Here is a 22261-nt window from a genome sequence, read left to right on the forward strand (position 1 = left end):
CCTCACACCTCCCCAACCTCGCGGCTCGCGGTTTCACCGCTCGCCGCGTCCCTCGCGTGCTGCTCGCGCACTGTCGGGCGCTCGCAGGCGCGCCACCGCCCCGGCGATCGCTCACTCCTTCGGCTGTATTGATCACAACCGAATCAAGACTATCTCTTGTAGAGGATTTCAACAGAGCTGGTCCGATCGGGCCCGTTCCCGCGCGTCCGCGGCCTCCGAAGTCCCTAAGAGCGGCGCGCCCCCAGATCGGGTATGCAGTCGCTCGTCATCGTCGCGCACGGCTCCCACCTCAACCCGGAATCGAGCGCGCCGACGTACGACCACGCCGACACGATCCGCGCGTCCGGCGCGTTCGACGAGGTGAAGACCGGCTTCTGGAAGGAGGAACCGCACTTCCGGGAGGTGCTCCGCACCGTCGAGGGCGACGAGGTGTACGTCGTCCCGCTGTTCGTCTCCGAGGGCTACTTCACCGAACAGGTGATCCCCCGCGAGCTCCGCCTGGAGGGCTGGGACGTCTCCGAGTGGGACTCAGACGGCCTCTCCGCGGACCAGGCCACGCTCGTCGCCGAGGACGTCGGCCGCGAGGTCCACTACTGCGGCCCCGTCGGCACCCACCGCGCGATGACGGACGTGATCGAGCGCCGCGCGGAGTCGGTCACCGGCGACCCCGACGTGGGCGAGGGGTTCGGCCTGGCGGTCGTCGGGCACGGCACCGAGCGCAACGAGAACTCGGCGAAGGCGATCGAGTACCACGCCGACCGGATCGCGGAGCGCGGCCGCTTCGACGAGGTGAAGGCGCTGTACATGGACGAGGAGCCCGAGGTCGACGACCTCCCCGAGCACTTCGAGAGCGACGACGTCGTCCTCGTCCCGCTGTTCATCGCCGACGGCTACCACACCCAGGAGGACATCCCGGAGGACGTGGGACTCTGTGAGGACCACACGGAGGGGTACGACGTGCCGGAGACGGTCGGCGGCACCCGGATCTGGTACGCGGGCGCGGTGGGCACCGAACCCCTGATGGCCGACGTGATCTTGGAGCGCGCCGCCGACGCCGGCGCGGACCTCGGCGACGCGCTCGCGGCCGTGCGTGAGACCACCCGCGTCGCCGCGGGGGACTGACCGTGGCTGACCCGACCCCCGACGCCGCTCCCGCGGCCGGCGACGACGGAGCGGCGACGACCGACGACGACCTCACGGTCCCCGAGATCGACCTCCCGAGCGACGCGTTCGACGCGGTGCTCTCGGCGCTCTCCGAGATCGCGCCCGACGAGCGGCTTCGATTCGAGGGGTTCGCGGTCGGGCGGGACGCCGAGGACGAGGACGCCGGCGACGCCGGCGACGCCGCCTACGTCCTCGACCCCGCCGGCGACGACGCCCGGACGGGGCTGAGCGAGCGCGACCTCCACGCCGCGCTCGTCGACCGCGCCGCCGCCGTCACCGACTGGTACGTCTTCGAGCGCGTCGTCGGCGAGTTCGGCCCCCGGCGGGCGTTCCTGCGGTGGATCGAAGACGCCGACGGCGCGACGGTGGAGGCCCGATACGCCGCGCTCGCGGCAGGGATCGAGCGCGCGTGGGGCCAGCTCCGGATCGCGGCCACGATCACCGACCGCGGCGAGCGCCGGTACGAGGTGCGTCACGCGGCGGACGCGGGCGTCCCCCGCGAGGAGCTGACCGCCCACGACGACCCGCTCGACGCCCGCGAGATCGTGAAGCTGGACGGGACGGGACGGTACCGGCCGCTCAAGACCGCGCCCACGCTGCGGACCGGGTGGGTCTTCCCCGATCTGGGGCCGAAGGCGGTCTACGAGACGGTCGAGACGATCTATCCGGCCACGATCGCCAACTGGCACCGCGAGCGCGAGGGCGAACTCGACGTGAACCACTGGCGCGGGACGATGGAGCGGCAGTCGGGCATCTACGGCGTGGTCAAGACGTGGGACCGCGGCGAGGGCCACGAACACGTGAACTGGGTCGCCGAGGCGTGCTGTGACGACTCGCAGTGTCTGAAACGTCGGGAGTGGGAGTACGACGACGACACCGACCTCGACGTCGACGGCGGCGACGGCGTCTTCCCCTGCCGGGAGCCGTGCTCGGTCGTCGTGAGCGCCGCCCGCAAGTGGACCCGTCTGGAGAGCGAGCAGCCGCGGACCTACGAGTTCGAGCTCACCCCGAGCGAGAAGGAACAGCTCGAGGCGATCGTCGACGCGGTCGCGGACGGCCGGATCGACGAGATCCGCGAGGCCGACACGAAGGAGGGCGCGAACCGCTACCGAACGCGGTTCCTCCGCGCGAAGCTGTTCGACGAGGACGGGAACCTCGGCGGCGTGCCGACTGACCCGGACGACGCCGAGTAGGGGATTCCGGAGAGCGACGAGTGCTCTGGGATCGCAGCGGCGGCCCCACGTGAAGTCCGCGATGCCGGATCATCCGTTTCGCTTGAATTCTTTTACTATACTCATGGTTATCGCTGAGGTCGCTAGAAACGAGATCTCAAATCAAAAATATTTCCATCAAGATTCGGATCTGAATTTCACACTAAAACCATTATGAATTGAAATGCGGCATATAGCAGTGCAATCAACACAATGGCTTTGATGATCAGGCCGGGCGCATTGTTTGGTATCTCTTCCCATTGCTGAGCTAGACCGGGTTGGTCCGAAGAGCCTCCACTTACTGTATTGCCTCCAAAGATGTCTTCTCCAAACATTTGTTCCATTTCTCTATCCTGCCGATCCATCATAGCTTCAAATTCGTTGTAGTCGTCAAACCGATTTTTGACGGTACTAACGTATGAAGCACTACAATCACAAGCTTCGGCGATCTGCTTGTTTGTTGCATTCGGATTCTGGTACCACGCCAGTAGTATATCTCGTTGTAATTCTGTTTTTTGACTGCCTGACATGGTCGTGTCAACACATCCCAACATTTTAATTCTTTTTGATAGTCATGTTCTCATCAAATTCCCGAAACAGGAATTCGTATTTGTATTTAAAGTCGTAAACTTGGACACGCACATGCCGCCGGTTACTCTTGAGGAGCTTTCAATAGACCTCGATTCGTGACTCTGTTGAAATTCCATTTTTCGGACACAAACGCTTCTGAAACAGCGAATTCATGAAGAACGCCTATCGAACGGGTGCTTCGACGGAGATCGAGGTGGGCAGAACGGGATCGTTGCTGGAGCGGTGAACTCTTCCAAAGCCCCAGCCACGAGAACTCGCGCGGCTCGCTGTGCTCCTCGCTCAGTCGCTCGTTTCACTCGATCCTTCGCTGCGGTGCTTACGTCGCCGTGCTTCGTCCTCGCGGCTGCCCCTTTGAGTCCCTCCCCGCTCCGCACAGCCCCGCACCTCACGCCTCCCCAGCCTCGCCGCTCCCTCCGGTCGCGGCGTCCCTCGCGGGCTCCTCGCGCCCCTTGGGCGCTCGGAGGCGCGCCACCGCTCCGGAGATCGATCGTTGCTTAGGCTGTACAGATCGTAAGGAAAAAGAAAATATTTATCTCCCTAACAATTTCAACAGAGTTGGATTAATCTATAACCAACCAGCAATGGTGGCCGCTCACATGAAGTCCGCGATGCCCGACTGCTTGTTCGTGTCGTCCTCGAAGATCGACTCCAGGGCGTCCTCGAGCACGTACAGTCGCTGTTTGGTGTAGGGCCGGCAGTCGAACCGCTCCGCCACCTCGATGGCGGTGTCGACGTACTTGCTCACGGATCCCTCGTGGACGGTGAGGTTCACCCGGCCGCCGCACTCGCGACAGTCGCCCGAGAGGGGCATCCGCCGGTACTTCTCGCCGCAGTCGAGACACCGCGTCTCCTGGCGCGAGAAGGCCCGGAGGTTCCCGATGATGTCCGGCAGGAAGTGGTACTCGATGACCCGCTCCGCCACGTCCGTCTCGTCGACAGCGCGAAGCTTCCGGGCGAGTTCGAGCTGGGCGTTCATCTTCTCCATCATGTCGCCGAGCGTCTTGTACGCCGACAGATCCGGCCCCATCGCGATGTCCGTCGTGTCGTGGGTGTGGTCGAACCCGCGGTACTCGTCGTCGGTGCCGAGCGTGTCCTCGCCGAGCTTGATCCGGTCCTCGACCACCTCCGGATCCGCCATCTCGCGGGTCGCCTCGTAAAACTCCAGCGGGTACCGCCGCACGATATCCATGTTGTGCGCCTCGTCGTCGATCTCCGAGGGGTCGATCCGCGAGGACATCACGAGCGGCGCGTCCATCTTCCCGCCGCGCTGGTTCGGCAGAAACGTCTTCGAGAAGTTGAGAAGACCGTCCATGAGGAGCATCACGCAATCCTCGTCGCCGTCACATTGCTCTACCCACAATTCGTTTGCAGAGAGTCTGTGAGTGTCGGAAACCGTGATATTGTAGGTGTACTCGACGCCGCTCTCGACGAGTTCCGCTTCGACGATCTCGTCGACATCGACTCCTCCGTCCGCGCTGGCCGCCGAAGCGTCGGTCGACTGCTCGCGTTCCCCGGAGTGCGCTGCGGGGACGCGGTCGCCGACCGCCAGTTCACGGGCGGGCGTCCGACGGATCTCGCCGTCGGCGACTCGGAGCATGGTGTGATCCGGCGTGACGCGGATCGTCCGTCCGGAACGCGTGCGGATCCGCACGAAGTGGTCCTGACTCGGGTGCTTGGAGACGGCGGTCACCGACCTCGTCGTCCCGTTTCCGCGCTCGTCGATCGACGGGACCCGAACGTCGCCGTCGAGTTCCTGAACCAGCGTTCCGAAGTCGTCTGTCTCGGGATCACCGAGCCGCGATTCGACGAACGCCTCGATCGATATCTCTCGACGTTCACCCTCCTCTAGGTACGCGATCGTCGTCGCCGGGTGGAAGCAGTTCCGACGCTTCGCGGCATGAAAGTACGGATGAGCGTATCCGACCGCGGCCGAGGTAAAACCGATCACCCGTCCGACGGTAGCGGCGCTCGTGTGGGGAGCCATCCCGAACACGAGCTCGCCGACGAGGTCGTCGCGCTCGTTGACCTCGTAGAAGCGAGGCAGGTCGTAGAACTGCTCGAGGAGGTCGTCGACGAAGTCGGCGGTCCGCAGCATGTGTTCGGCCGCGCCGTCCGAGAGCACCACGTCCTGGACCTTGAGCTCGACGAGCTGGTCGTCGTGACGGAGCGGGTCGCCGTCGATGTCGGTCTCGTAGCCCAGCTCCCGGAAGTGGTCGGCCGTGACGTCGAGCTCCTCGGGCCGGACCGACGTGACCGGGAGGTCGGTCATGTCGTACCGGACCGTCCCGTCCTTGAACGAGGTGACGCCGTTCTTCGCGCGGAGGATCCCCTTCTCGATGGGTTCGGGCGTCTTGTTCGTCGAGGTGAGCCCCTGGACCCCCTTCAGTATCTCGAAGGCGGACTCCCGCTCACCGACGGACTCCAGCGCCGAGCGGTAGGCGTCGTTGAGGTCGACCTCCTGACGGGTCGCGGCGGTCACCTCCCACTCACAGCGCGGACACTCGACGCGGCCGGCCTCGTCGGGCTCACAGACGGTGCCGCAGTCGCCGCACTCGTAGTGGGGCTCGGTGTGGGTGCCGCAGTCGGGACACGCCGACCGGTAGGTGTGGGTGCCGCAGTCGGGACACGCCCGGTCGGCGACCTCGAGTTCCAGGTGGCCGCGTCGCCCGCGGTCGTCCATCGTCCGGGCCGCCTCCGCCACGTCGCGCTGGGGGCCGCCGGCCTCGTTGATCGGGAACAGCGTGTGGACCGCCGGGGAGAGGTCGCGGCTCTCCGACTTCTCCGGGCGGCCCATCCGGTTGCCGATCCGGACCGGCGCGCGCTCGCGGACCGCGAAGGGCGCGACCGCGTTGACCGCCTTCACCGCGTCGTCGCCGCCGTCCCACTCGCGGGCCTCCCGCGGGAGGTCCTCCGGGGTCCACTCCTTTCGCAGCCCGTCGTCGACCCCGAGCGAGCGCGCGAGCGGCCGCCACGTCGGGATCCGGAGCGCGTCGGGCGTGGCGGCGTGCTCGACGAGCAGGGTCTCGAGCGCGCGCGCGACCCGCTCTGTGTGTTCGATCGCCAGCACGCCCTCGACGACCTCGCCGCCGGCGACCGCCTCCGCGAGCGCCTCGACGTCGGCGACCGACACGTCGTGCCAGAGGTAGGTGTAGGCGGGGTGGAGCGGGCAGTCGTACGCCTCCGCCCACTCGAGCGCCGCTCCGGGCTCCGGGCGTTCGAGGTCGACGTTGGGATCGTCCGCGAGCGCCTGGACGTCCGCGCCCGCGGCCGCGAACTCCTGGACCCACCACTCGTAGACGTACGACGCGGGCGCGAGCGGGTGGTTGTTCTCGACGAACTCCCCGTAGTTGACGAGGTACTCGCCGAGATCGAGGATCTCCTCCACGCCGTTGCGGACCGCGAGCGCCTCCTCGGGGTCGTCGATCCGGCGGACCTCGCCGTTCGCGAGCTTCACCGTCGGCCCCTCGATGGAGTCGACGGGGACGACGCCCGCGGCCTTCCCCGGCCGCTCGGTCTTGATCTGCGTGCCGGTCGCGAGGAAGTCGTCCACGAGGTGCATCGTCGCCGGGTGGACGCCCGCGGTCGCGAACCCGTGGTTTCGCGCGCGGCCGTACCGGAGCCGGAAGCCCCCGGCCTCCGAGGGGTGTGTGAACACCGGTCGCCCGGCGATGAGGTCCCGCAGGAACTTCCGTGAGGGCTTCGGACGGGGCGGCCCGGCGGGGTCGGCGGCGTCGTCGCCGCTCGCTTCGTCGGCGTTGCCGTCGGTCGTTCCGTCGTCCCCGCCGTCGCCCTCCCCGGCGTCGTCCCCGCCGCCTTCCTCCTCGCCGTCGCCGCCGTCCTTCCCGATCGTCCCGTCGATGAGGTCCTGGAGCCACGGCCAGTCGACCTCTTCCAGGTCGCGGGTGTACCGCTGGATCTTCGGGGCCTTGAGCGCGATCCCCTCCGCGGCGACGAGACACATCCCGCCGCGCGCGGAGTTGGTGTCGACCCGTTCGAGGTCGCGGAAGCCGGAGACCTCCTCGTCGCCGGTGGCCTCCCCGTCGAGCATGATGGGGATGTTCTCCGCGATGAACTTCGCCTCCTCGTCCTTCGGCGTGTACTGGAGCCCGGTCTCGCGGTCGTAGAGGGCGATCTCCTCGGCGTACCGCTCGACCTCCTCGGTTCGAGCGTGGTACTCGTCGATCCCCAGAAGCGCCCGCGCGTAGTCGGCCACCAGCACCGACAGCGCCTGTGCGGTCCCGCCCGCGGAGCGGATCGGTCCCGCGTAGTAGACGTTGATGAACTCGGTGCCGTCGTCGTTCTCCAACAGCTCGACGCGGTCGATCCCCTCGATCGGCGCGGCGACCACCCCCTCGGTGAGCAGGGCGACGGCGGTCCGGACCGCCCCCTCGATCTTGCCGGCGCGGGAGTCGTAGTCGCCGACGGTGCCCTCGACGAAGTCCGTGACGAGCTCGAGGGCCGCCTCCTCGCGGGACATCTCGCCCTCCAGCTCGCGGACGCGCTCCGCGACCCCGTCGATCCCGAGGATGTTCTCGACGCGGTCGGCCATGTCGCGGGCGACCGGGATCTCGATCTCCGGCTTGGGGTCCTTCCCCTGCGCCTTCGCCGTCCCCGCCACCTCGAACGCCTCGTCGAGCCGCTCCTCGAGCCGCGCGAAGTAGCGCTCGTCGTCGGCTCTCATCGCGGCCGCCGGGGCGGAGCCACGGGTCCCGCTCTCAGAGCCATAGGTCCAGGTCGGTGACCGGATCGTGTTCGCGCTCGAGCGGCTCCGCGAACGCTCGGAGGTGGCACTCCCCCGCCCAGACGGTCGCCGAGTCGAGGTGGCCGGCGAGCGCCTGTCCGCTCGGCCGCGACAACACGGCGTGGGTGTGCGCGAACACGTCCCCCTCCAGAAGCGCGACGTTGCCGACGCAGGCGGCGACCTCGAGCGGCTCGTCGAAGGTCACCGACCGGTACTCCGTCTCCTCCTGGTCGTAGAACCAGACCTCCGCGTCCTGGACCGCGCCCAGTGCCGAGAACCACCCGGCGTCGACGTCCTCCTCGCGAGCGAGGTCCTCGATCTCCTCACGCCAGTCGGCTCCCGTCTCGAACCGCGCGACGTACTCCGCCGTCAGTTCGACTTCGCGGTACTGCATAGGAACCGGTGACGGGCCACGGGACAAAAAGGCTTCAGTCGAGCGGGGATCGGCCGCGACCGGCAGCAGTCGAGACTGGCCGTGTCAATACTTGTGTGACCGTCGAGCCGGAAACGCCGCATCACCCCGAGAGGGTCAGGAGCGGCGTGGCCTCGATCGTCTACTTGAGCAGCGAGTCTGACATCCGTTTCGGGAAGCCCACAACTAGCTGATAGAAGCTCAGCTGTTCGACGTCGTCGCTCTCACGGAGGTAGGAGCGCGTTCGCTGGCTGATCATCTCGACGGAGATGACGAGTACCACGATGAACAGGATCGTCGCCATCATGTTCGTGAAATTGAATGTTTGTTGCTCGATCGTCAGCGTCACTCCGAGGCCACCCGCTCCGATGATGCCGAGACTGACCGCGGACCGGACGTTGTTCTCCAGAACGAACATCGCCCACGCAATGAACGGGCGGACCATCTGGGGGATCATCCCGAACGTGATTATCTGTGCCTTGCCTGCGCCGGTGCTTCTGATTCCTTCGATGGGTCCGTCATCGACCTCCTCGAGTTCGTCAGTGAGCAGTCGGCCCAACTCTCCGATAGTGTCCGTACCGAGAGCGAGGGTCGCAGTTACCGGAGTGATACCGCCCAAGGGGATGTATATCAGCGCCCAGACGAGCGCCGGGATCGAGCGAATGATACTCATTACACCTCGGAAGAGGAAGTTGAGTGGGAACGGGGTGACGCGCTCGTTTCCGAGGATACCGAACAGCAGTGCCAGTGGGGCACCCATGATCGTACCCGCAAGCGCGATCGCCAGCGTGATGCCGGCCTCTCCTACCAGCCCAGCTTCGTTCATGAACCGGTAGTAGCGAGCGAGATCGACGAAGGGAATCACGCCGAAATACACCTCCGGCGGGAAATACTGCGCGAGTGCCTCGACGAACTGAGGCCAGTACTCCATCCACTCCGTCCTCCAGAACCCGGCCGCGTTCAATGAGACGTACAGCAGCACCGCGATGCCGGCCAGTAGCGCTGACTGGGACAGCCGACGTATCAGTCGGGCACGCTTCAACTCGCTGTGCCGTTGTCTGATGGCTGATTCCTCTCGAGTATCACCGACGAACCGTCGAAGCAGCCTCTCGACGAGGCGATCGCGATCAGTACTCATCGTTCAGTTCTCATCTCGGCGGCTTCGTTCTGTATCGATCCGTTCACGCCGGCAGCCTCGGTCCCTTCGCGGAGCTCTTCCGTCTGGATCTCACCGTAGATCTCCTCGAGAATCGAGGGTGTGAGTTCCGAGCGCGAGCCGACGAACATCACCTCGCCGTTCTTCATGCCGATGAACTGCTCGCCGAACTCCCTGGCGATATTGACCTGATGGAGGCTCGCCAGCGTCGTGAGGTCGCGTTTCTTTACGGTCTCACGAAAGTACGCCATTACGGTTTCGGCACTGGCAGGGTCCAGACTGGCGACGGGTTCGTCGGCGAGGAGGAGCGTGGGCCGCTGAACCAACGCGCGTGCGATCCCGACGCGTTGTTGCTGACCTCCGCTCATGTGACTGACCTTTTGATCCGCCTCGTCGAGCAACCCGACCGTGCTTAGTGCCTCTAATGCGAGTTCTCGATCCTCGGTAGGCTGTGAATTGAGCAGACTCCGAAGGAATCCGGTTCGATTGAACGTCCCGGTCAGAGCGTTGTCGTAGGCACTCAGCTCATCGACGAGGTTGTGCTGTTGAAAGACCATTCCGACGTCCGACCGCGAGTTGGTGACCTCCTGACCGTCGAGATACACGCTCCCCGAGGTGGGTTCGGTCAACCCGTTGAGGATCCGCAACAGCGTCGACTTACCAGCCCCGGACTCGCCGAGCACGACGGCAAAGCTCCCGTCGGGGACTTCGAAGGAGACGTTTGACAGGGCCGTCGTGTCCCCGTACTCTTTGGTCAAATCCTGTACGCGGAGGACCATATACTGCTATAAGTCCCCCAGATCAACGCCGAGCGTGTTGATCACGTCGAGAATGGGCTGGTAGTCCTCGTTGCTCCCCGGCGAGACCGCACTGATCGGGTTGTCTACGTCTCCGTCCGGCTCCCGTAGCGTCCCCTCGTCGATCGAGAGGATCGCCTCCTCGATGTCGGAGCGCAGCGGGTGTTCCCAGCTGCTTCGCGCGATGATCGGTGAGAGGGGGAGCGACTGCGACGCCTGGACCAGTTCCAGCTCCGTCGAACTCGACCCGACGTCGTCGTCCCACCGCCCGGACCGTTCGCGCACCCGGTCCGGCCACTGGTCTTCCGAGATGTACTCCAACAGAACGGCGATGTCACAGCCGACAGCGGCGAACTCGTCCCTGTTAAGGAAGTTCTCTATCGCGCCGGCCTGGCCGCTCGTCCACGTCCCGTCGTAGTCCACCGGGTCGCCATATGGGGCCTCCCCGGTGTCGAGTCCGGCTTGGTCGAGCATGTAATTGGGATACAGCGACCCGCTCGTCGAGAGACGGTCAGCGAACACGATGCTCTCCCCCTCGAGATCTGAAAGCTCCTCGATATCGGAGTCCGGACGCGTCGCGATTCCGGAGAAGTACACCGACGCACCGCCCTCGTTGACGATGCCGACGACGTCGATCTCCTCGGGGTTCGCGAGCAACACGATGTCGCTGCGCGTCATCTCGGCTTGGTCGTTGATGAGCGACTGGCCGATCCCCGAGGTGCTATCGGCGAACTCGACGTTCAAGTCCAGCTCGTCAACCTGCGAATCGACGTACTCCGAGAACGGCTCCCACATCTCTTCAGTGTCACCCGGAGTCTCACCGGGTGTCTCCAGGAACGTGACCGGTTCATAGTCGTCCGACGACCCGTCGGTTGAGCCGGACTGACCACCGGAGCCGTCATCAGAACCACCGTCGGAACCGTCATCAGAACCGCCGTTGGAACCGTCACCAGCATCGCCCGAGCTACAGCCCGCAAGACCCGCGGTCAGTGCTGCCCCAGTACTCTGTAGTACGCGACGGCGTGCCTTATCTGGCATCACATGCCGCTCGGGAGGATTCCCGAAAAAGAGCTTATAATTGGTATAATTAGGGCTACGTGCCGTTTCGTCGCAGATTACAGTAAAATACTGATATATAGTAGATCTCCATCTACGTACTCCCTGGTCGAACGCGTTCTCGGACGAATCCTGCTCGGCGTCTCATGACGTCTCAGACGCCCGATTCTCGGCGAACGGTCTCTCGACGCATCGCGATCACCGACACGCTGCTCGGCCGACATGCGATTCGACACCCCGTACGAAACTCGCGTGACGGGCTGAAGTCCGATATCCCGACGGTCCCGCGGACCCGACTCGGACGCGACCTCCCCGAGTCGCTCCCGCCATTCGGCCGCTCGCTTCATCGGCGCATCTCAACTTCAAGACTACACTTTGATATCGCGATATACGATTTATCAGCTCGCGCGGACGGCTCGGCGTCGAGCGAGCGATCAGGCGAGAGCTGCCGCTGATCGGCTTCGCCGCGGGAAGTAGAGAGAAGAACCGGTCAGAACGGGGCCTGCGGCCCTTCGTCGTCGTCGCCGTCGGTCGTCTCGCCGGGGAACGACGGGGACATGCCGCCGCCGCCCGTACCGCCGAGGTCGCCGTCGGCGCCCGCGCTCATGCCCGTGTCGGCGTGAACGGTCTCGATCTCGGGGATCTCCTTCACCATGCGGGACTTGATCGCCTGGATCGTCATCGGCGAGATGCCACAGCCCGAACACGCCCCGCCGAGCTGGATCTGGACCTCGCCGCTCTCGCGGTCGAGGTGGCTGATCGCGGCGCTCCCGCCGTGCATCTGGATCTGTGGGAAGTTCCGCCGCAGGAAGTTCGTGATCCGCTCGCGGAGGTCGTTGTCCGCGTCGCTCGTATCCGTGCTCATGTCCACGAGTTGGCGGTCGGCCGGCTTATGCCTTTGGTTCGGGGGGATCTCCCGGCTATTCGGGGGGATCGACGCCGAGCGTGCGGTACAGCTCCGCCTCGATCCGGTCGACGTACTCCTCGAGCGTCGCCTCGAACTTCTCGTCGTCGACGAGTACGCCCTGGAGCCGGTCGCGGGGGTTCTCGGGGAGTTCCACGCGGAACTCGCCGTCCTCGTACGCCGGCTCGGACTCGTTGAGCACCATCTGGTCGATCCCGTGGATCAGCTCCGAGTCGTAGCGCTCGTTCATCTGGTTGAACGCGTTCTTGTACGCCCGCTGGAGCTCGGGGAAGTAGTGGACGTACTTCTCCTCGAACTTCTCGGGGTCGAACTCGTCGGCCATGGCGGGAGCGAGGGGCTGCCGGGGAAAAAGCCGGTCGATCCGCCGGAACCGGCGACGCGATCGACCGACCCGCCGGCGTACGCCGATCCGGGAGGTTCCGGATCCTGTCCGTTCGTATATCGTATATCGCGATATGAAAAGAGAAATGAGCCGTGTGAGGCTACGCTCGCGACGCTCGCGGCGTCGGGTGGAAACGGAGGATCCGAGTGAAAACGCGGTCTACCGATTCAGCGTGTGGATCGCCTGGCCCTGCGCGTTCTCGGCGGCCTCCATCACGGCCTCCGAGAGCGTCGGGTGGGTGTGGACCGTCGCGGCGACGTCCTCCAGGGTCGCGCCGAGCTCGATCGCGAGCCCGACCTCCGCGATCAGCTCCGAGGCCTCCGGACCGACGATCTGCGCGCCGAGGACGAACCCCTCGTCCGCGTCGGCGACGATCCGGACGAAGCCGTCGGAGTGCCCGGTCGTCAGCGCGCGCCCGGAGGCGCGGAAGGGCATCTCGCCGACCGCGACGTCGAAGCCGGCATCCTCGGCGTCGGCCTCGGTCATCCCGACCGTTCCGATCTCGGGGTCGGTGAAGACGGCGGCGGGGATCGCCCGCTGGTCGAGCGCGGCCGGCTCGCCGGCGATCGTCTCGGCGGCGACGATCCCCTCCGTGGAGGCGACGTGTGCGAGCATCGGCTCGCCCGCGACGTCGCCGACGGCGTGGACGTGTTCGACCGCGCTCCGGGTCCGGTCGTCCGTCTCGATGAACCCGCGATCGTCGGTCTCGACGCCCGCGTTCTCGAGGTCGAGCCCGCCAGTGACGGGCTCGCGGCCGACCGCGACGAGCACTCTGTCGGCGGGGTACGTCGACTCCTCGCCGGCCTCGGTCTCCGTGTGGACGAGATAGCCGCCGTCGCCGCCCTCCGACCAGCCGGTCGCGCCCTCGCCGAAGCTGAACGCGATCCCGAGCTCCTCGGCACGCTTTCGAACGACGCGTTTCACGTCGTCCTCGTAGGGGTCGAGGACGTCCTCGAGCATCTCGACGACCGTGACCTCGGCACCGAGCTTCGCGTAGACGGTCGCGAGCTCCATCCCGATGTAGCCCCCGCCGACGACGACGAGACGGTCGGGGACGGCGTCGGCGTCGAGCGCGTCAGCGGCGTTCCAGACGTGTTCGTCGGCGAACGAGAAGCCGGGGATCTCGACCGGCCGGGAGCCGGTGGCGACGATCGCGTGCTCGAACTCGATCGACTCGGAGCCCTGCCCGTCGCCGCCGTGGGCGACGCGGACCGTGTGGTCGTCGGCGAACCGCGCGGTCCCCTCGACCAGGTTCACGCCGTTGGCCTTACACAGCTTCTCGACGCCGCCCGTGAGCCGGTCGACGACCTCCTCCTTCCACTCGATCATGCGTGCGAGGTCGACGGCCGGGTCGGCGTGGATCCCCATCTCCTCGGCGGTGCCAGCCTCGTGGGCGAGCCCGCTCGCCGTGATGAGCGCCTTCGAGGGGATACAGCCCCGGTTGAGACACGCCCCGCCGTAGGCGTCCTTCTCGACCAGCGTCGTGTCGAGCCCCCGCTGTGCGGCGCGGATGGCGGCGACGTAGCCGCCGGGTCCCGCGCCGATGACAAGTACCTCCGTTCCCGTCGAGATGTCTCCGACCACCATCACTCGTTCAACAGCAGCAGCGGCTCTTCAAGGTGGTCCATCACGACGTTCGCGAACTCGGCGGCGACCGCGCCGTCGACGACTCGGTGGTCGATCGACAGCGACAGCGGCAGCGTCGAGGCCGGAACGACCTCCGCTCCGTCCTCGGACTCCCGCACGACGGGCCGTTTCTCGATCGCGCCGAGCCCCAGGACGGCGGTCTCCGGATAGTTGATGATCGGCGTCGCGTACTCGCCGCCGACCGCGCCGAAGTTGGTGAGCGTGAACGTGCTGCCGCGGAGCTCTGCCGGCGCGAGCGACCGGTCGCGCGCACGCGACGCGAGGTCGCTCACCTCGGCGGCCAGCTCGAAGAGCCCCTTCTCGTCGACGTCCTCGACCACCGGGACCATCAGCCCCGAGTCGGTCGCCACCGCGACGCCGAAGTGGTACTCTCCTTTCAGGAGGATCTCCTCGGCCTCCTCGCGGAGCTCGCTGTTGAGGATCGGGTACTCCCGCAACCCGGCGAGGACCGCCTTCATCACGAACGGCAGGTAGGTGAGTTTCGTTTCCTCCTCGGCCGCCCGCGGTTTCAACCGCTCGCGGGCCGACACGAGCGCGTCGACCTCGGCGGTGTCGTGGTGCGTGACGTGCGGGGCCGTGAACTTCGACTGCGCCATGCGCTTCCCGATCGTCCGCCGGACGCCCCGGTACGGGATCGTCGCTCCCGATCCGTCGGCCGTCCCGTCGTCGGCGTCGGCGTCGATCGATGCCGTGGTCGCGGTCGACGTCGGCGCGTCGGTCGCCGGGTCGGCCGGCGTCGGCTCCGTTTCCACGCCCGGTTCGGCCTCGCCGGCGGGCGGCGCGGCCTCGGCGTCCGGCCGCGCGCTCGCCTCGGCGTACGCCTGGACGTGCTCCGCCGCGACGAACGCCTCGCCCTCGCGCGTCTCGTCGGTGGGCACGTCGTCGAGGTCGACGCCCAGGTCGCTCGCCAGCTTCCGGGTCGCCGGCGTCGCGAGCGTCCGATCGCGGCCGGCGCGCTCGGGACTCGCACCCGATCCCGACGCGGTCGTCGCGTCCGTCCCCGCCGCGGAGTCGCGCCTGCTCACCGCCGACGTCCGGTCGCCGGACCCGATGTCGACCGGCTTCGGGCCGATCGCGGCGTCCTCGCCGTCTCCGTCGTCCGCGGGACTGCCGGAGTCGGCATGCTCGCGGACGTCGCGCTCGGCGATCCGCCCGCCGGGGCCGCTCCCGTCGACGGCCGCGAGGTCGACGCCCAGTTCGCGCGCCAGCCGACGGACCGACGGCGGGGCGAACGTGCGACCCGACGGGGAACCCGGTTCGTCGCTCCCGTCGGCGGCCGGCGCCGAGTCGGTGGGATCCGCGTCGTCGGCCCCCGCGTCGGTCGGCTCCGCGCCGTCGGCTCCCGCGTCGGTCGGCTCCGCGTCGTCGGCCCCCGCGTCGGTCGGCTCCGCGCCGTCGGCTCCCGCGTCCGCCGGGGTTCCGTCCTCCTCGCCGACGCGGAACGAGATGATGACGTCGCCGACGGGGACGATATCGCCCTCCTCGACGAACAGCTCCTCGACGACGCCGTCGTAGCTGGAGGGCACCTCGACGAGCGCCTTGTCTGTCTCGACCTCGGCGACGGGTTGGTCCTCCTCGACGCGGTCGCCCGGCGCGACCAGCCACGAGACCAGCTCGCCCTCGGCGACCCCTTCACCGACGTCCGGCAGCCTGAACTCCTCGATCGTCATGGCTCGAACTCCGCGGCCTCCTTGATACCCTCCTCGATACGCGTCGCGCTCGGGAGGTAGTAGTCCTCGAGCGCGTACAGCGGGTACGGCACGTCGAACCCGGTGATCCGCTCGATCGGGGCCTCCTGGTACAGCAGCGCCTCCTCCTGGAGGATCGCGGCGATCTCGGCGGCGAGCCCGGCCGTCCTCGGGGCCTCGTGGACGATCGCCGCGCGGCCGGTCCGCTCGAAGGCGTCGACGATCGCCTCCCGGTCGAGCGGCGAGACGGTCCGGAGGTCGAGCACCTCACAGTCGATCCCCTCCTCGGCGAGCGTCTCGGCCGCCTCGAGGGTGGGTCGGGTCATCGCGCCGTAGGTGAAGACGGCGACGTCGTCGCCCTCGCGTCTGGTCGCCGCCTCGCCGATCGGGACGGTGTACGGCTCCGCGGGGACCTCCTCGCGGAACGCCCGGTAGATCAGCTTCGGCTCGAGGAAGATCACGGGGTCCGGGTCGCGGATCGACGCCGCGAGCAGCCCCTTCGTGTCGTACGGGGTGGAGGGGATCACGACCTTCAACCCCGCCTCGTGGGCGTAGAAGGCCTCCTTCGACTCCGAGTGGTGTTCGGGCGCGCGGATCCCGCCGCCGTAGGGGGCCCGGAGGGTCATCGGCAGCGTGAACCGTCCCCGCGAGCGGGCCCGGAACCGGGCCATGTGCGAGACGATCTGGTCGTAGCCGGGATACATGAACCCCGAGAACTGGATCTCGGGGACCGGCCGCATCCCCATGGCGGCCATCCCGACCGCGCAGCCGACGATGGCGGACTCCGCCAGCGGCGTGTCGACGACGCGGTCGCCGCCGAACTCGTCGTACAGTCCCTCGGTCGCGCGGAAGACGCCGCCGTTCTTCCCGACGTCCTGGCCCATCACGACCACGTCGTCGTCCGCGCGGAGCTCGCCGTGGAGCCCGTCCCGGACCGCCTGTACCAGCGTGAGGTTCTGCGTGTCGCTCATTTATTCACCCAGGAAGGCCGCGTCGCCGCGCTCCTCGCGGAGCGCCGTGAGCTCCGCGTACTGTGCCTCCAGTTCGGGCGGGAGTTCGGCGTAGGCGTGCTCGAACAGCGCCCGCGGCTCCGGCCGAGAGGCCGACTCCGCCGCCTCGATGGCGTCGGCGACGCGCTCCTCGACCTCGGCGTCGATCGCGTCGACCCGGTCGTCGTCGAGGACCCCCTCGTCGCGGAGGTACCGCTCCAGCCGCGGGATCGGGTCCTTGCGCCGCCACCGCTCGACCTCGTCGTCGTCGCGGTAGACGGTGGGGTCGTCGGCGGTGGTGTGCGCGCCGAAGCGGTACTGGACCGCCTCGACCAGCGTCGGGCGGAGCCGATCCTCCGGCGGGTCGCGCGCCTTCTCGACGGCCGCCTCCGTGACCGCGTACACCGCGAGCGGGTCCATCCCGTCGACCTGAACGCCGTCGAAGCCGTACGCCTCCGCCTTCCCCGCCAGCGTCGCGCTCCGCGTCTGCCGCTCTCGCGGGACGGAGATCGCCCACTGGTTGTTGTTACAGAAGAGGACGGTCGGGGTGTCGAAGACGCCCGCGACGTTACAGGCCTCGTGGAAGTCCCCCTCGCTCGTCGCCCCGTCGCCGAAGTAACAGACGACGACGTCGTCCTCGCCGCGGAGCTTCGACGCCCACGCGGCCCCCACCGCGTGCGGCACCTGCGAGGCGATCGGCACCGCGATCGGGAAGACGTTGACGTCGTCCGGCGGGCGGGCACCGTCGCCGTGGCCCATCCAGTAGAGCAGCGTCCGCTCCGGCGGAAGCCCGTGGACGAACGCCGCGCCGTGCTCGCGGTAGGAGGGGACGATCCAGTCGGTCTCGGCGAGCGCGGTCGCCGATCCGACCTGCGCGCCCTCCTGGCCCGACAGCGGCGGGTACGTCCCCATTCGCCCCTGGCGTTGGAGGCTCACCGCCCGGCCGTCGAAGTGTCTGGCCAGCCGCATGTCACGATAGATCCCGACGAGTTCGGCCTCGTCGAGGTCGGGCACGTCGCCGACGACCGTGCCGTCCTCGTCGAGGACGCGAACCGGGTCGTCGTACGCCCTGTCGAACACGTTCACGGTCGGAGCCACCTCGTCATGCGAGTACAGTCCGAGCCCCGAGTAATATCCTTTTCGTCGATCGTTACAGATCGGCAGAAATCGTCGGGGACGACGCGAGTTCGTCAACGGAACGGCCGCGGGAACGATCGTTCCCCCATCGCCGGACCGCGCGTCGGTCGTCGCGGTCGGGTCATCCCAGGGGGAGCGTCGGCTGGTCGGGGCGGGTCGCGGGAGGTCGGCCGGAGGCGGTCCGGTCTATCCGAGCCGGAAGGAGGGCTCGTCGGGCTCGCCGTCGAGGTCCTCGAGTTGGATCACGTCCTCGTCCTCGTCCTCGAGCTGCTCGCGGAGGTAGTTGACGTAGCGTTTGTGCTCCTCGAGCTGCTCGCGGAGGTGGTCGGCCTCGAGCTCCAGGCGTTCGTGTTCCCGGACGAAGCTCTTCGGAACCTCGATCTTCGGGGGGAACGACTCGCCGCTGTCGCCCATGCTCTCGAGCTCCGCCTCGGGGATGACGCGGACCTGTCCGTCGTGGGCAACGAGCGTATCCACGTAGTCCCGGAAGACGGCCGAAAGCGAGATGTCCCGCTCCTCGGCGATGTCGCGGAGGGTCTCGAATGCGTCCTCGTTGACGCGGAACGAGATCGTCTTGTTCTTGTTGCCCATCACCAGCCGATCGTCGCGCGGACCACTTAAGCGTTTGTCAGACGGTCTCAGGCGTCCGTTCGCGTCGTCTCCGGAACACGAAACGTCGAGGAGGGCGTCGGATCCCGGTCGCGTCGACCCGTCAGATCCCGGTCGGGTCGGGCGCTTCCGTTTCCTCGGCCGCGTCGGTCGTCTCCCGCACGTCTTCCGCATCGTCCGCCTCGCCCGCGTCGTCCGCGAGCTCGTCGGTGTCGTCGAGGTCCTCGAGCGCCGACAGCGCCGCGGCCTTGTACGTCTCGGGGTCGAGGTCGTACTCGTCGCGGGCCATCCGCGCGTACTCGTTGCCCTCGTGGTCGAAGGCGGCCACGCGCTCGATCGTCCGCTCGGCCGTCTCGGCGACCCAGCGGTCGCGGACGGTCGCGTCGACCTCCGTGATCGACTCGGGGCGGACCGAGACGCGGACCGTCCCGTCGTCGGTCTCGTACGTCCGCGGCTTGCCGACGACCGCGACGTACGCGGGCGGCTCCAGGTCCCGGAGCTTCGAGGCGGCCTCGGGCTGGTACTGGCCGGCGTAGACGAAGAACGTCCCCGTCGGGTCGACGACCCGGCCCCGCCAGTACTCCGAGTCCTCGCCGACGTCCTCCTTCTCGGTGAGGGTGCCGACGAAGAAGACGCGGTTCGCGGACTCGCCCGTCGGCAACAGCAGGTAGACGGGGGCGCGCTCGTCGTCGGACTCCTTGAACGTGTAGCCGGCGTCGTTGAACTCGCTCGCGAACACGCGCCGGGCGACCTCTCGGGTGGGGGTTGACTGGCTCATTTCAGATCGACCTCGCTTCGATCAGCGCGCTCTCGACGTCGACCGCGCCGGGCTCCTCCATCTCGTCGACCAGGACGTACCGCCCGAACGTCGGTCCGGTCACGCGGTAGTAGCGCCCGAGCACGTCCTCGGCCATCTCCTCGGCGACGACGGTCGTGTCGAGCGCGTCCATCGCCATGTCCTTGGCCGCCTCGAGGCCCATCCCGGTGAGCTCCTCCGTGGCCTCCCGGTCGAAGATGACCTCGGTGACGGTCTCGCCGTCGTCGAGGACGCCCTTGATGCGGAGGTCGAACTCGCCGTCGACCTGGCCGTGTTCGGAGCACCGGCCGTTCTGGAGGACGCGGGTACAGTCCTCCTCGGGACAGCGCTTTATCAGCCCGGATCCGGACTGGATGTCGACGAGGGCGCCCTCGACGGTCTCGGCGTTGTCGCCGACCTCGATCTCCTCGTCGATCTCCGTGATCCCCGTCGTGCGGTTGAGCTTCACCGAGTAGCTCCCCTCGTACTCGTCGGTGACGACGTTCGAGAGCTCGTAGGAGGTCCCTTCCTCCAACTCGGGGAGGTCGGAGGTCTCGAAGGCCACGAACTTGATCGTGCCCGACTCGTCGCCGACGAGCCCGACCTGCGAGATGGAGTCGCTTCTGGGCTCCCACAGGTCGACGAGCTTCACCCGCAGGTCGACCCACTGCTCGTCCTCGTCGATGTCGTTCACCCGGACCCGCTCGGTGCCACCCCGGCCGAGCTCGTCCCGCTCCATCCCGGCGTCGTCGAGGTAGCTGTTGGTGACGCTCCGGCGCGCCTCGTCGAGCGGCACGCGGTACTCGTTGACGAGGTTCTCCAGCCGCTCTTCGACCTCGTCGGGGCCCACATCGAGGTGGTCCGAGAACTGTTCCGCTATCGCTTCCGCTTCCTGTCGCAGTTCGCTCATGGGTATCTCGCCTCCGGTCGTGTTTCAATGGGAGGCGTACGACGGTTGGGTCCTCATGGTATTAAAGCACGTGTGACCGGAGCGAAAGTGGTCGGGCGAGCGACGCCGACCGTCCGCGATCGGGGCACGGGCGGCCGGCCTCGCCCGATCGTCTGACTAGCGTCTGACGTGCGTCAGCCACGCGCGGGCTCCGTTTCGAGTGGAACGCTCACACGGATCGCGCTCGTGGACGCGCGGGTCGGCGCCACGCCGAGGCCCGTCGGCAACGGACCTATACTTCGGGCGGTCGAAACCGGCGGCATGGACGACCGGCTCGAACGGGTGATCCGCCAGCAGCTCCGGAAGGCCGGGCGGCAGTTCGAGGAAGCCAAGCGGGCGTACGCGGAGGGCAGATCGGATCCCGACGGCGGGAACGCCGGCACGGAGCGGTACGACCTGCCAACCGACGCCGACGATCGCGCGCGGATCGTTTGTCGACGGTACGCCGAACGACGGACCACCGCCGTCGACGCCGAGGGGAGACCGGCGTGTTTCGAGTCCGGACACGCCGACTGCGAGGGGTGTGCCGAGGACGTGCGGGACGGCTACGTCGAGACGTGGTGAGAGCGCGCCGGGACGTGGCGACGGCGAGGCGGCGGGGTGACGGCCAGTTCGGCGACGGCGAGGCGGCGGGGTGACGTCGGGACGTGCGGGTCGAGTCGGCGCCGCGGCAGCCGGCGGCCGGAAAGGGTATGAGGACGCCGCGCGACACCCGCGTCCATGCAGCGGAAGCCGGCGGCCGTCGTGCTGCTCCTCGTCGTCGGGGGGCTCGTCCTCTCGGGAGCGCTCGGCGGGACCGCGGACGACCCGGCGGCCGAGGGGGTCTCCGCCGAGTCGCTGATCGCGGTCGAGGGCGAGCACGACCTGTGGCCGTACACGAGTCGGCGCCGATCGGTGAGCGGGCGCACGCTCGCGATGAACGTCGTGTTCCGGGACGACGCCGGAACGGTCCGGGCGGCGCTCACCGGCGACGGAGGGTCGGCGTGGGAGGTGACCGACGACGCCGAACGCGAGGCGGACGGGGACCTCGTCGCCGACGCCGTCGGTCGGGAGTGGCGGGACGCGGACGGCTCCACGCGGTACTCCTACTTCGAGGGCGCGGACGGCGGGGAGTGGACGACCGTCGCCTTCGAGGTCCACGACGGCGCGTATCTCGGCTCGCGCGACCACGTCCGCGCCTACGAGTCGCCGGACGCCGCGTACACGGCGGTACAAGTCCACGAGGAGTACTACGACTGGTTCCGCCTCCGTCACACCGTCTCGAGCATCGACGACCCGGCCGTCCGGCTCGAGGACGACTTCATCGACGCGCCGGTCAGCGCGGAGGTGCGCCGGGAGTACCGGGGGATCGACGGCGGGCGGAGCGACGGCTGGCTCTCCGTGATCGAGATCGCGGTCCTGCTCCCGCTCGCCGGGACGCTCGTCCGGCGGCGGACGCGCGAGGCGCTCGCGGAGGCGGCGAGACGGCTACGCCGGGAGGCGGGCCGACACGCGCGGGTGGCGGTCCTCGGGGGCGTGCTCGCGGGGGCGTTCCTCGCGGTGCGGACGACCGGGGTGGCGATCGAACTCGCGTATCCGGGCGTCCCGCCGAAGGCGATCGCCGCGCCGCTGTACCTCGTCATCGCCGCCGGGCTTCCGGCGCTCGTCGCCCTCGGGGCGAGACGTTCCGACCCGGCCGCCGCCTTCCTCGGCGTCACGGCGGGGCTCGGCGCCGGGTTCGTCCTCGACTTCGCCGCGCTCGGCGTGGCCGTCCCCCCCGGACTGATCGTCCACCGCGCCGCGGTCCTCGTCGCGCTCGGACTGCTGGCGGCGGGGCGCGCGGCCGGGGACCGGCCGGTCCTCGTCTCCGGCGTGGTCGCGTGGCTCGTCGCGTTGTTCCTCCCGCTCGCGGACGTGATCTGAACTCGCGGTGACGGGGGCGCGCCCCCGGCGGCGAGGCGGGAGCCCGTGACGATCGGGCGTGATTCCGGACGGCGAAGGGACCCGCCGCCGTCGACCGATACGCGGGGCC

General features: G+C 68.0%; 19 protein-coding genes. 4 read left to right on the top strand and 15 right to left on the bottom strand.

The features are described from left to right. Window positions 1-252: 252 nt before the first annotated feature. Both DJ70_RS13825 and DJ70_RS13830 read left to right on the top strand, forming a co-directional pair. On the top strand, window positions 253-1122 hold the full coding sequence (locus tag DJ70_RS13825) for a CbiX/SirB N-terminal domain-containing protein (protein ID WP_094533967.1): 870 nt from the start codon (window positions 253-255) through the stop codon (window positions 1120-1122). A gap of 2 nt (window positions 1123-1124) precedes the next feature. Continuing rightward, entirely contained in the window at window positions 1125-2357 is a 1233-nt protein-coding gene (locus DJ70_RS13830; RefSeq protein ID WP_094533969.1) for a DR2241 family protein, read from the top strand. A gap of 176 nt (window positions 2358-2533) precedes the next feature. On the opposite strand, the gene DJ70_RS13835 is transcribed toward DJ70_RS13830, so the two are convergent. The 15 genes from DJ70_RS13835 to DJ70_RS13905 form a co-directional block, all read right to left on the bottom strand. Further along, the gene (locus DJ70_RS13835; protein ID WP_094533971.1) at window positions 2534-2905 is read right to left on the bottom strand and encodes a winged helix-turn-helix domain-containing protein; all 372 of its coding nucleotides are present in this window, start codon (window positions 2903-2905) and stop codon (window positions 2534-2536) included. A gap of 653 nt (window positions 2906-3558) precedes the next feature. Further along, window positions 3559-7647 (bottom strand): DNA-directed DNA polymerase II large subunit, encoded by a 4089-nt coding sequence (locus DJ70_RS13840; protein ID WP_094533973.1) that lies wholly within the window; start codon window positions 7645-7647, stop codon window positions 3559-3561. A 34-nt stretch (window positions 7648-7681) separates the two neighbouring features. Further along, window positions 7682-8101, bottom strand: a complete 420-nt coding sequence (locus tag DJ70_RS13845; protein ID WP_094533975.1) for a PPC domain-containing DNA-binding protein — start codon at window positions 8099-8101, stop codon at window positions 7682-7684. 160 nt (window positions 8102-8261) lie between these two features. After that, entirely contained in the window at window positions 8262-9257 is a 996-nt protein-coding gene (gene phnE / locus DJ70_RS13850) for a phosphonate ABC transporter, permease protein PhnE (protein WP_094533977.1), read from the bottom strand. Beyond that, a complete protein-coding gene (gene phnC / locus DJ70_RS13855; RefSeq protein ID WP_094533979.1) occupies window positions 9254-10054 on the bottom strand; it encodes a phosphonate ABC transporter ATP-binding protein in 801 nt (266 codons plus the stop codon). The genes phnE and phnC overlap by 4 nt, the downstream gene beginning before the upstream one ends. Before the next feature lie 6 nt (window positions 10055-10060). Continuing rightward, the gene (locus tag DJ70_RS13860) at window positions 10061-11110 is read right to left on the bottom strand and encodes a PhnD/SsuA/transferrin family substrate-binding protein (RefSeq protein WP_094533981.1); all 1050 of its coding nucleotides are present in this window, start codon (window positions 11108-11110) and stop codon (window positions 10061-10063) included. Between the two features lie 508 nt (window positions 11111-11618). Beyond that, entirely contained in the window at window positions 11619-11993 is a 375-nt protein-coding gene (locus DJ70_RS13865) for a NifU family protein (RefSeq protein ID WP_094533983.1), read from the bottom strand. A 55-nt stretch (window positions 11994-12048) separates the two neighbouring features. Beyond that, window positions 12049-12375, bottom strand: coding sequence for a DUF5783 family protein (locus tag DJ70_RS13870; protein WP_094533985.1), 327 nt, complete (start codon window positions 12373-12375; stop codon window positions 12049-12051). A 219-nt stretch (window positions 12376-12594) separates the two neighbouring features. Then, window positions 12595-14022 carry a dihydrolipoyl dehydrogenase gene (gene lpdA / locus DJ70_RS13875; RefSeq protein WP_094533987.1) on the bottom strand — a complete coding sequence of 476 codons (1428 nt, stop codon included), beginning with the start codon at window positions 14020-14022 and terminating at the stop codon, window positions 12595-12597. After that, entirely contained in the window at window positions 14022-15752 is a 1731-nt protein-coding gene (locus DJ70_RS13880) for a 2-oxo acid dehydrogenase subunit E2 (protein ID WP_094533989.1), read from the bottom strand. The genes lpdA and DJ70_RS13880 overlap by 1 nt, the downstream gene beginning before the upstream one ends. Next, a complete protein-coding gene (locus tag DJ70_RS13885; RefSeq protein WP_094533991.1) occupies window positions 15749-16741 on the bottom strand; it encodes an alpha-ketoacid dehydrogenase subunit beta in 993 nt (330 codons plus the stop codon). Before DJ70_RS13885 ends, DJ70_RS13880 begins: the two co-directional genes overlap by 4 nt. After that, on the bottom strand, window positions 16742-17845 hold the full coding sequence (gene pdhA / locus DJ70_RS13890; RefSeq protein WP_094534039.1) for a pyruvate dehydrogenase (acetyl-transferring) E1 component subunit alpha: 1104 nt from the start codon (window positions 17843-17845) through the stop codon (window positions 16742-16744). A gap of 237 nt (window positions 17846-18082) precedes the next feature. Further along, on the bottom strand, window positions 18083-18487 hold the full coding sequence (locus DJ70_RS13895; protein ID WP_066412396.1) for a CopG family transcriptional regulator: 405 nt from the start codon (window positions 18485-18487) through the stop codon (window positions 18083-18085). Window positions 18488-18608: 121 nt separating this feature from the next. Continuing rightward, entirely contained in the window at window positions 18609-19283 is a 675-nt protein-coding gene (locus tag DJ70_RS13900) for an RPA family protein (protein WP_094533993.1), read from the bottom strand. Between the two features lies 1 nt (window position 19284). Further along, window positions 19285-20211, bottom strand: a complete 927-nt coding sequence (locus tag DJ70_RS13905) for a replication factor A (RefSeq protein WP_094533995.1) — start codon at window positions 20209-20211, stop codon at window positions 19285-19287. A 300-nt stretch (window positions 20212-20511) separates the two neighbouring features. Between DJ70_RS13905 and DJ70_RS13910 the strand changes: the two genes are divergently transcribed. Next, complete coding sequence (locus tag DJ70_RS13910) at window positions 20512-20814, top strand: DUF7091 family protein (RefSeq protein ID WP_094533997.1); 303 nt, start codon at window positions 20512-20514, stop codon at window positions 20812-20814. 156 nt (window positions 20815-20970) lie between these two features. Beyond that, the gene (locus DJ70_RS13915; RefSeq protein ID WP_094533999.1) at window positions 20971-22152 is read left to right on the top strand and encodes a hypothetical protein; all 1182 of its coding nucleotides are present in this window, start codon (window positions 20971-20973) and stop codon (window positions 22150-22152) included. Window positions 22153-22261: the final 109 nt, after the last annotated feature.

It is taken from the genome of Halorubrum halodurans (assembly GCF_002252985.1).
In the GTDB taxonomy this organism is placed as follows: Archaea; Halobacteriota; Halobacteria; order Halobacteriales; family Haloferacaceae; genus Halorubrum; species Halorubrum halodurans.

Bases quoted from the DNA above. Each gene is read 5' to 3' on its own strand.
- DJ70_RS13825 (WP_094533967.1), top strand. From the start codon at position 253: ATGCAGTCGCTCGTCATCGTCGCGCACGGCTCCCACCTCAACCCGGAA.
- DJ70_RS13835 (WP_094533971.1), bottom strand. From the start codon at position 2,905: ATGTCAGGCAGTCAAAAAACAGAATTACAACGAGATATACTACTGGCG.
- DJ70_RS13840 (WP_094533973.1), bottom strand. From the start codon at position 7,647: ATGAGAGCCGACGACGAGCGCTACTTCGCGCGGCTCGAGGAGCGGCTC.
- DJ70_RS13845 (WP_094533975.1), bottom strand. From the start codon at position 8,101: ATGCAGTACCGCGAAGTCGAACTGACGGCGGAGTACGTCGCGCGGTTC.
- phnE (WP_094533977.1), bottom strand. From the start codon at position 9,257: ATGAGTACTGATCGCGATCGCCTCGTCGAGAGGCTGCTTCGACGGTTC.
- phnC (WP_094533979.1), bottom strand. From the start codon at position 10,054: ATGGTCCTCCGCGTACAGGATTTGACCAAAGAGTACGGGGACACGACG.
- DJ70_RS13860 (WP_094533981.1), bottom strand. From the start codon at position 11,110: ATGCCAGATAAGGCACGCCGTCGCGTACTACAGAGTACTGGGGCAGCA.
- DJ70_RS13865 (WP_094533983.1), bottom strand. From the start codon at position 11,993: ATGAGCACGGATACGAGCGACGCGGACAACGACCTCCGCGAGCGGATC.
- DJ70_RS13870 (WP_094533985.1), bottom strand. From the start codon at position 12,375: ATGGCCGACGAGTTCGACCCCGAGAAGTTCGAGGAGAAGTACGTCCAC.
- lpdA (WP_094533987.1), bottom strand. From the start codon at position 14,022: ATGGTGGTCGGAGACATCTCGACGGGAACGGAGGTACTTGTCATCGGC.
- DJ70_RS13880 (WP_094533989.1), bottom strand. From the start codon at position 15,752: ATGACGATCGAGGAGTTCAGGCTGCCGGACGTCGGTGAAGGGGTCGCC.
- DJ70_RS13885 (WP_094533991.1), bottom strand. From the start codon at position 16,741: ATGAGCGACACGCAGAACCTCACGCTGGTACAGGCGGTCCGGGACGGG.
- DJ70_RS13895 (WP_066412396.1), bottom strand. From the start codon at position 18,487: ATGGGCAACAAGAACAAGACGATCTCGTTCCGCGTCAACGAGGACGCA.
- DJ70_RS13900 (WP_094533993.1), bottom strand. From the start codon at position 19,283: ATGAGCCAGTCAACCCCCACCCGAGAGGTCGCCCGGCGCGTGTTCGCG.
- DJ70_RS13905 (WP_094533995.1), bottom strand. From the start codon at position 20,211: ATGAGCGAACTGCGACAGGAAGCGGAAGCGATAGCGGAACAGTTCTCG.
- DJ70_RS13910 (WP_094533997.1), top strand. From the start codon at position 20,512: ATGGACGACCGGCTCGAACGGGTGATCCGCCAGCAGCTCCGGAAGGCC.
- DJ70_RS13915 (WP_094533999.1), top strand. From the start codon at position 20,971: ATGCAGCGGAAGCCGGCGGCCGTCGTGCTGCTCCTCGTCGTCGGGGGG.